Annotated in this window: 6 protein-coding genes; 2 read left to right on the forward strand and 4 right to left on the reverse strand. The window is 70.1% G+C overall.

Annotated elements, in window-relative coordinates:
- Positions 1 to 3,555 (forward strand): ATP-grasp domain-containing protein (locus tag GXY47_10720; GenBank protein ID NLV31613.1); only part of this gene is annotated, 3,555 nt, incomplete at its 5' end.
- Here GXY47_10720 and GXY47_10725 read toward each other — a convergent pair.
- A complete protein-coding gene (locus GXY47_10725) occupies positions 3,527 to 4,435 on the reverse strand; it encodes a DMT family transporter (protein NLV31614.1) in 909 nt (302 codons plus the stop codon). The two genes, GXY47_10720 and GXY47_10725, sit on opposite strands and share 29 nt — an antisense overlap.
- A 139-nt stretch (positions 4,436 to 4,574) precedes the next feature.
- Between GXY47_10725 and GXY47_10730 the strand changes: the two genes are divergently transcribed.
- Positions 4,575 to 5,675 (forward strand): SPFH domain-containing protein, encoded by a 1,101-nt coding sequence (locus GXY47_10730; protein NLV31615.1) that lies wholly within the window; start codon positions 4,575 to 4,577, stop codon positions 5,673 to 5,675.
- Between the two features lie 3 nt (positions 5,676 to 5,678).
- Here the strand turns inward: GXY47_10730 and hemH are convergent, their stop codons facing one another.
- The 3 genes from hemH to GXY47_10745 all read right to left on the reverse strand — a co-directional run.
- A complete protein-coding gene (gene hemH, locus GXY47_10735; GenBank protein NLV31616.1) occupies positions 5,679 to 6,665 on the reverse strand; it encodes a ferrochelatase in 987 nt (328 codons plus the stop codon).
- A gap of 26 nt (positions 6,666 to 6,691) precedes the next feature.
- A complete protein-coding gene (gene hemN, locus GXY47_10740; GenBank protein NLV31617.1) occupies positions 6,692 to 8,089 on the reverse strand; it encodes an oxygen-independent coproporphyrinogen III oxidase in 1,398 nt (465 codons plus the stop codon).
- Between the two features lie 52 nt (positions 8,090 to 8,141).
- The coding region (locus tag GXY47_10745) for a SpoIIE family protein phosphatase (protein NLV31618.1) at positions 8,142 to 8,315 on the reverse strand (174 nt) is incomplete at its 5' end.

Here is an 8,315-nt window from a genome sequence, read left to right on the forward strand (position 1 = left end):
GGCGTCTTCGGCTGCGCTTTCCGGCACCTGCGCTCCCTGGGCCTGCGCCGCCGGCTGCATTCGACCACCCTCTCCCGCTACGGGCGTCTGAGCGCGGCCGACACCCCCCGCGGCGACCTCCGCCGGCGCACCGCCGAGGAGCACGAACGCGTCTTCCGCGCCTGGCTGGAAAACCCCCTGGAGATCCGGTACGACGACGCGCTCCGGCACGCCTGGCGCCGCTACCTGCGCCGGCGCGCCGACCTCGCGGGAGGTTACGGACGCCTGCAGCGCGTGCTGTTCGGCGATCCCGAGACCAACTTCCGCCGGGCCACCCGCGACCTGCTGCTCACGTTCGGGCTGCACCTGCTCAACCAGTGGAAAGGGGCGGCCGGTAACAACTTTCTCTCGCTGGCCGCCCACCTGGCCGGGTCCGAACCCCACGACGCCTCGCGGCTGTCCGACCCGACGGTGCTCGACATCCTGCGCCACCGGGAGATCCTGCCGCTGTTCCCCGAGGAATGCGGCAATTTCCTGCTCTTCGACCTGATCTACAACCGGCTGCTCGACGGCATGCGCGAGATCGCGCACGAGGCGGGGCAGCGCAACGTCATCGAGCAGGAATCCGTCCGCCGGCTGTTCGAACGGTCGCTGGAACAGGCGGCGGAGGAGCTCGCCGGCCACGGCGCCGACGCCGCGCACGGCGCCGACGCCCTGTTCGGCCCCGAGTGGCGCGCGCGGCTCGAACCGCGCTTCATGGCCTGGGTCGACCACTTCGCCCGGCGCAGCCGCCGCAGTCCGATGCTGAAGCAGGTGGAGGCGTGGAAGAAGCTGGTCCACCCGCGCATCAGCGAACCCCTCTTCGCCGTGGTGACGTTCTATTTCGAGCACCTGCTCCCCGGCTACTTCGAGTCGCAGAGGACGGGCCGACCGTACGACGGGCGCCTGACGCCGCGCAACATCGGCATCCGCGATTTCTGGAACCGGCTCGACCGGGCCTACCGGGATCTGCTGATCCAGGAGGAGCTCGAGCGGCGCAAGAAGCGGGAGCCCGTAACCCCACCCAGGCTGATCGAACACTTCTTCGTCGATTTCCGGGAGACCGACCCCGAGGTCATGAGCGCGGACCCGGTGCATTTTCCGGGGCTGCGCGCCTCTCTCGAGGAGGCGCTCGCCAGGGGGGTCACCCCCTGCGGCGCCGTCACCGGGATCGGGACGCTCCGGGACGGGCGGCGCGTGGGGGCGGTGATCTCCAACCTCCAGTTCCAGGCCGGGGCCTTCGACATGGCCGCGGCGGAGAAATTCTGCCGCCTGCTGGTCGAGTGCTGGCGCCGGCGCCTCCCGGTGGTCGCCTTCATCTCCTCGGGCGGCATGCAGACCAAGGAGGGGGCGGCCGCCCTCTTCCCGATGGCGGTGCTCAACGACCGGATCACCCGTTTCGTGCGGGACGCCGAACTCCCCGTCCTCTGTTTCGGCTTCGGGGACTGCACCGGCGGGGCCCAGGCCAGTTTCGTCACGCACCCGCTGGTGCAGACCTACTATTTTTCCGGAACCGGCATGCCCTTCGCCGGACAGATCGTGGTCCCCGAGCACCTCCCCTGCCCCGCCACCCTGTCCAATTACCTGAGCCGGGTCCCGGGAAGCATGCGGGGGCTGGTCCGGCACCCCTTCGCCGACGACCTCGACGACTGCCTCGCCGCCATCGACCCGGATATCCCCCCCGCTTCCGAAACGGTGGAGGATGTGATCGGGCGGATCCTGCGGATGGACCTGGAGCCGGCCCCCGCGCCCCCGGCGGCCCCGGAGACGGAGGACGCGCCGCCGGCCGGGCCCTTCCGCCGCGTGCTGGTGCACGCGCGCGGCTGCGCCGCGGAAAAGATCGTGCGCAAGGCGCAGGAGGAGGGGCTCGAAGTGGTGCTGGCGCAGTCGGACGCCGACATGACCTCCGCGGCGGCCGCCCGGCTCGACCCCGCCCGGGACCGGCTGGTCTGCATCGGCGGCAACACCCCGTCGGAAAGCTACCTGAACGCCCGGAGCATCCTGAGGCTGGCCGAATGCAGCGGCGCCGAGGCGCTCCACCCGGGGATCGGGTTTCTCTCCGAGAACGCCGACTTCGCGCGCCTGGCCCGCGCGCGCGGCATCCGCTTCATCGGCCCGCCGACGGCCGCCATGGACCGGATGGGGAACAAATCGAACGCCGTCCAGACCGCCCTCGGCCTCGGCATCCCGGTCGTGCCCGGGAGCCACGGCGTGATCACCCACCCGGAGGCCGCCGCCCGGGTGGCGGCGGAGATCGGTTACCCCGTGATCATCAAGGCGGTCCACGGGGGAGGGGGCAAGGGGATCGGCGTCGTCGAGACCCCGGACCGCTTCGCGGAGACCTTCCGCCGGATCTCGGCCGAGGCCGGCAGCGCCTTCGGGAGCGGCGACGTCTACCTGGAGCGCTTCGTCCGCTCGCTGCGCCACATCGAGGTGCAGCTGCTCGGGGACACCCACGGCAACACCCGGGCGCTCGGCCTGCGCGACTGCTCCGTGCAGCGCAACAACCAGAAGATCATCGAGGAGTCGGGCTCCACGCTCCTCCCCGCCGGGCTCGAGCGGGCGGTCTATGAGTACGCGGAGCGGATCGCGGCCGGGATCGGCTACGCGGGGGCCGGCACGGTGGAGTTCATCTTCGACCTGGAGCGGCAGGCCGTCTACTTCATGGAGATGAACACGCGGCTCCAGGTCGAGCACCCCGTGACCGAGGCGGTCTCGGGGGTGGACATCGTCGCGGAGCAGTTCCGGATCGCCGCCGGGGGATCGATCGCCGGCCTCCAGCCGCGCCGGGAGGGCTACGCCATGGAGCTGCGGATCAACGCCGAACGGGCCGCGCTCGACGCCGCGGGCGCCCTGACCTTCCTCCCCTCCCCGGGGAAGGTGTCGCGCCTCCGCTTTCCGGAGGCGGAGGGGATCCTCCTGATCCCGGGGGTGCTCGAAGGGGAGGCGGTCACCCCCTACTACGACGGCATGCTGGCCCAGCTCATCGGGCACGCCCCCACGCGCGCGGAGGTGATCGCGCGGCTGCGGGGGTACCTCGACCGGGTGGATATCCGGGGGGTGGGCACCAACATCCCGCTTCTCCGGCGCATCCTGGACGATGAGGTCTTCCTCTCGGGCGGGTACGACACCCGCTTCCTGGAGGGGTTCACCCGGCGCACCGAACTGGAGGCTCTCGTCCGGGAGACGGAGGAGGCGGCCGGCGGCACGGCGCTCCGGCTGGAGGGGCTCGAGATCCCGGGGACCGGCCAGTTGCGCGTCCTCTCCCCCTCCGCCGGCGTCTTCTACCGCTCCGCCTCCCCCGACGCGCCCGGGTTCGTGTCGGAGGGGGAGATCGTCGACCCGGAGCGCACCCTCTGCCTGCTCGAGGCGATGAAGCTGTTCCAGCCGCTCGCGCTCGAATCGTACCGTTCCGGGGGCCGGAAGGTGTACCCGGCGGACGCCTACGAAATCGTCCGCATCGTGCCCGAGAACGGGCGGAGCGTGAACCAGGGGGAGCTCCTCTTCGTCATCCGTCCCGCGGCCCGGCCAGCATGACGCAGAGAACGCCGAGCACGCCCAGCACGATGCCGGCGAGCTTCGGGCGCGTGATCCGCTCCTTCAGGAAGAGGGCGGCGAAGAGGAAGATGAAGAGGTTGCTCGTCTGGTTCAGCGCCGAGGCGACGGAGGCGGTGGCGTATTTCATCCCGCCGACCCAGAGAAGGATGGCGACATAGGCCCCGAGGAAGGACCCCGGGAGCATGAACTTCCACCCCCGGGAGTGCAGGAGCGAGCCGAGGACGGCCCGGCGCCCGGGGTGGCACGCGAGCGCGAGGAGGAGGAACACGGCGGCCCCGGCGAAGCGCACCTCGACCGCCCAGAGGATGGGCGAGCGTTCGAGCAGCGGCTTGATCATGACGATGCCGACCCCCATCGCCGCCATGGACAGGGCGCCCAGCGCGATCCCGGCGGAGAGCTGGCGCCGGGTGATGCGGGCCGCCCCCTTTTCACCGCCGAGGGCGAGGACGGCCGACACGATCAGCGCCACCCCCGCCGCCTGGACCGCCGTGATGCGCTCCCCCAGCCACAGCATCGACAGGAGGATGATGACGGGGCTGTAGAGGCAGTCCACGACGGCCGAGCGCGCCGCGCCGAGCAGGTTGAGGGACTTGAAGAAGAGGGTGTCGGCGATGCCGATGCCGAGCACCCCGCTGAGGACGAGGAGGGCGTAATCCCCCGGCGGCGCCGCCCGGAGCGGCTCCACCCCCATGACGGCCATGGTCGGCAGCACGAGCAGGAACGCCAGCAGGTTCTTGAAGAGGTTCAGTCCCAGCGGCGAGGCGGTCTCCCCGCTCTTCTTGAACAGGATGACGGCCGAGGCCCAGACCAGGGCCGTCGCCAGGGCCAGCATTTCCCCGAAATGCGCGTGCGCCGTCATCGGTCCTCCGCCGGATCCTGTCGACTATACAGGAGTTTCGAATTCGGGCAAGGGGAATGAGGTCCGCGCCGATAAGACCCCCGTACCGCACGCGTGGTGGTACAATGGCGGAACAGACTCTGAACAGGGAGCGGCCGAAATGGGCATCTGGGACAAACTGCGCGGCGAACTCATCGACATCGTCCAGTGGATCGATGACACCAACGACACCATGGTTTACCGCTTCGAGCGGTACGACAACCAGATCAAGTACGGGGCGCGGCTCACCGTGCGCGAGGGGCAGGCGGCCGTCTTCGTCAACGAGGGGAAGATCGCCGACATTTTCGCCCCGGGGATGTACACGCTCGAGACCAGGAACCTCCCGGTGCTCTCGACTTTGCAGGGGTGGAAATACGGCTTCAACAGCCCCTTCATGGCCGAGGTCTACTTCTGCTCCATGCGCCAGTTCACGGACCTCAAGTGGGGCACCATGAACCCGATCATGATGCGGGACGCCGAGTTCGGCCCCGTCCGGCTGCGCGCGTTCGGCACCTATGCCGTCAAGGTCAGCGAGCCCGCGGTCCTCATCCGCGAGATCGTGGGAACCGACGGCCACTTCACGGTCGAGGAGATCGTCAACCAGCTCCGCAACCTGATCGTCTCCCGCTTCGCCGAAATCGCCGGCTCGAGCGGGATCCCGGTGCTGGACATGGCCGCCAGCTACGGCTCCCTGGGCGATTTCCTGGCCCAAAAGATCGCGCCCGAATTCCAGGGCTACGGGCTGGAACTGGCCAAGCTCCTCGTGGAGAACATCTCCCTCCCCCCGGAGGTCGAGGAGGCGCTCGACAAGCGCTCCAGCATGGGGGTGGTGGGGAACCTCGCGGCCTACACGCAGTTCAACGTCGCCGACTCCATCCCCGACGCCGCCAAAAATCCCGGGGGGCTGGCCGCGGCCGGGGCCGGGATCGGCATGGGAATGGCCATGGCCGGACCGATCGGCCAGGCCCTCGGCGCCCGGCAGGCGGCCCCGGGGAGCACGCCGCCCCCCCTTCCAGCACCCGCCTGGTTCCTGGCGCTGGAGGGGAAACAGGCCGGACCGTTCGACCTCGCGGCGCTCGGAGCCGAAGCCGCGGCGGGGCGCCTGACGCGGCAGACCCTGGTCTGGACCCAGGGGATGCAGCAGTGGGCGCCGGCGGAGCAGGTCTCCGCCCTGGCCGCGGTCCTCGCGGCCGTCCCGCCGCCGCTGCCGCCCGAGGCCTGACGCCTATCCCCCCCACTCCCTGAGGACGACGGCGGCGAGGGCTTCGATAAACCGGGGGTGAAGGTTCGGGGCGTCGGCCCGGTGGAATTCGGCGATCCCGAGGCCGGCCGCCAGCTCCCGGTATTCGATGTCGATCTCCTCGAGCGTTTCGATATGGTCCGAGACGAAGCTGACGGGGACGGCCAGCACCCGGCGGACGCCCTGCCGGGCCAGGTCGCCGAGGACGTCGCGCGTGTCCGGCCCGAGCCACTCGACCGGGCCCACCTTGCTCTGGAAGGCCAGCGTCGAGGGGTTGCCCGTCCCCAGTCGCCGGTTGACCAGGTCGACGCATTCCCGGGTCTGGTCGAGGTAGGGGTCCCCCTCGCGGACGTAGCGCGCGGGGAGCGAGTGGGCGCTGTAGAGCAGGTGGACCCCGTCGCGCGCAACGGCCGGAAACCGCCCGAGCCCCGCGCGGATCAATTCCGCCATCGCCCCGAGGTACAACGGCTCCCCGAACCATTCCTTCACGCTGGATATTTCCATGTCCTCCCCCAGCCCGTAACGCGCGTCAAGCTCCCGGAAATGGCGGAAGCAGGAACCGGTGGTGGTCTCCGAGTACTGGGGAAAGAGCGGCAGCAACAGCAGGCGGCGGACGCCGTCGCGCCGGATCCGGTCTACGGCCTCGTCGATCGAGGGCTTCCAGCACCGCATCCCGACATAGACCCGGGCGGCCGTCCCCCGCGCGGCGAGGGCCGATTCCAGCGCCGCGGCCTGCCCCTCGGTGATGCGCCGGAGCGGCGACCCGCCGCCGATCCGCCGGTACAGGGCGCGGGACTTCCGCTGGCGCGCGGTCGCGATCGTCCAGGCCAGCATTTTGCGGAGCGCATCGTTTCCGATGCGGATGATGTCCGGGTCCGAGAACAGGTTGTAGAGGAAGGGGCGGACGTCCTCGAGCGTTTCCGGCCCACCCAGGTTCAGCAGCAGGACCCCGCGCTCCCCTTCCGAATGCATCCTGTCCCCCCCGCGCCCGGGTCGGGCTACAGCGTTTTGGAAAAGACCGGCCCGTCCTTCGGCCGCGCCAGGTACCGGTCGAACACCATCCCCACGTTGCGCAGGAAGATGCGCCCCAGGGTGGTCACCCGGATCGCGTCCGGCTCGAGCCGCACCAGCCCGTCCCGCTCCAGTTCCCGGAGCCGCGCCAGCTCGGCGGTGAAATAGTCGTCGAACCGGATGCCGAATGCCGACTCCAGTTCCCCCTTGACCAGCACGCAGTGGCACAGGATCCGGCTGATGGCCGCCCGCCGCACCACGTCGTCGTCGCCGAGCCGGACGCCGCGCATGATGGGGAGCTCGCCGCGCCCGACGGCGGCGCTGTAGCCCTCCAGGCCCCGGTGGTTCTGGGCGTAGGCGCGGTCCAGGCCGCTGATCGAACTCACCCCCATCCCGAGGAGGTCGGAACCGGCCTTGGTGGTGTACCCCTGGAAATTCCGGTGGAGGGTGCGGTCGCGCTGGGCGACGCACAGCTCGTCGTCGGGGCGCGCGAAATGGTCCATGCCGATGTAGCGGTACCCGGCGGCGGTGAAGCGCCCGATCCCGGTCCGGAAGATCTGGAATTTGTCCATCCCCAGGGGGATCAGCGGGGCGACCGCCCCCTGCTGCTTCTTGAGCCAGGGGACGTGGGCGTAGCTGAACATCGCCACCCGGTCGGGCCCCATCCCGATCACCCGGTCCGCCGTGGCCCCGAAGCTTGCGGGCGTCTGCAGCGGGAGCCCGTAGATCAGGTCGATGTTGATCGACTCGAAGCCGAGTTCGCGGCAGCGGTCGTAAAGGGCCCGGGTTTCGGCATAGGGCTGGACGCGCCGGACCGCCTCCTGGACCTCGGGGTTGAAATCCTGGATCCCCATGGAAATCCGGTTGAAACCCAGGCGTCGCAGCACCTCCAGGTGTTCGGGGGTGGTGACCCGCGGGTCGACCTCCACCCCGATCTCCGCGTCCGGGGCGAAGGTGAAGAACCCGCGCGCGCAGGCGAAGAGGTCCTCGAGCTGGGCGGGCGAAAAATAGGTCGGGGTCCCGCCCCCCCAGTGAAACTGCACCACCGGGCGCGAACGGTCGACGCGGCGCGCGACCCGGGCAATCTCCCTCCGGAGGGTTTCGAGGTAGGGGAGGGCGGTGTCGTGGTTCTTGCGGATCACCACGTTGCAGCCGCAGAACAGGCAGAGGCTTTCGCAGAAGGGGAGGTGCATGTAGAGCGAGAGCGGCCGGCCCGAGGCGTCCGACTCCCCCAGCTCGCGTTCGTAGTCGGCGGGCCCGAAGGCGTCGTCCCATTCGGGCGCGGTCGGGTAGCTCGTGTAGCGGGGCCCGGGGACGTTGTAGCGCTCCAGGAGCTCCGCGGTGAGATCGAGCGTCTCCCCTTCGAGGGTGATATCCAGTTTCATGGAAGAACTGTATCAGATCCGGGCGCCGCAGGCCACCACCCCTCCCGCTGCTTCACTGGTACTTGATGACCACCAGGCTGAGGTCGTCCTCCGCGGGGGCCGTGGCGTTGCGGTCGGCCAGGATCCTCCGGCAGATCTCCTCGGCGGAGCCGTCCCGCGCCGAAGAAACGGCGCGTTCGAGCCGGTCCTGGGAATAGGGGGAAAAGGGGTCCGCCAGCCCGTCCGA

Source organism: Acidobacteriota bacterium (genome assembly GCA_012729555.1).
In the GTDB taxonomy this organism is placed as follows: domain Bacteria; phylum Acidobacteriota; class UBA6911; order UBA6911; family UBA6911; genus UBA6911.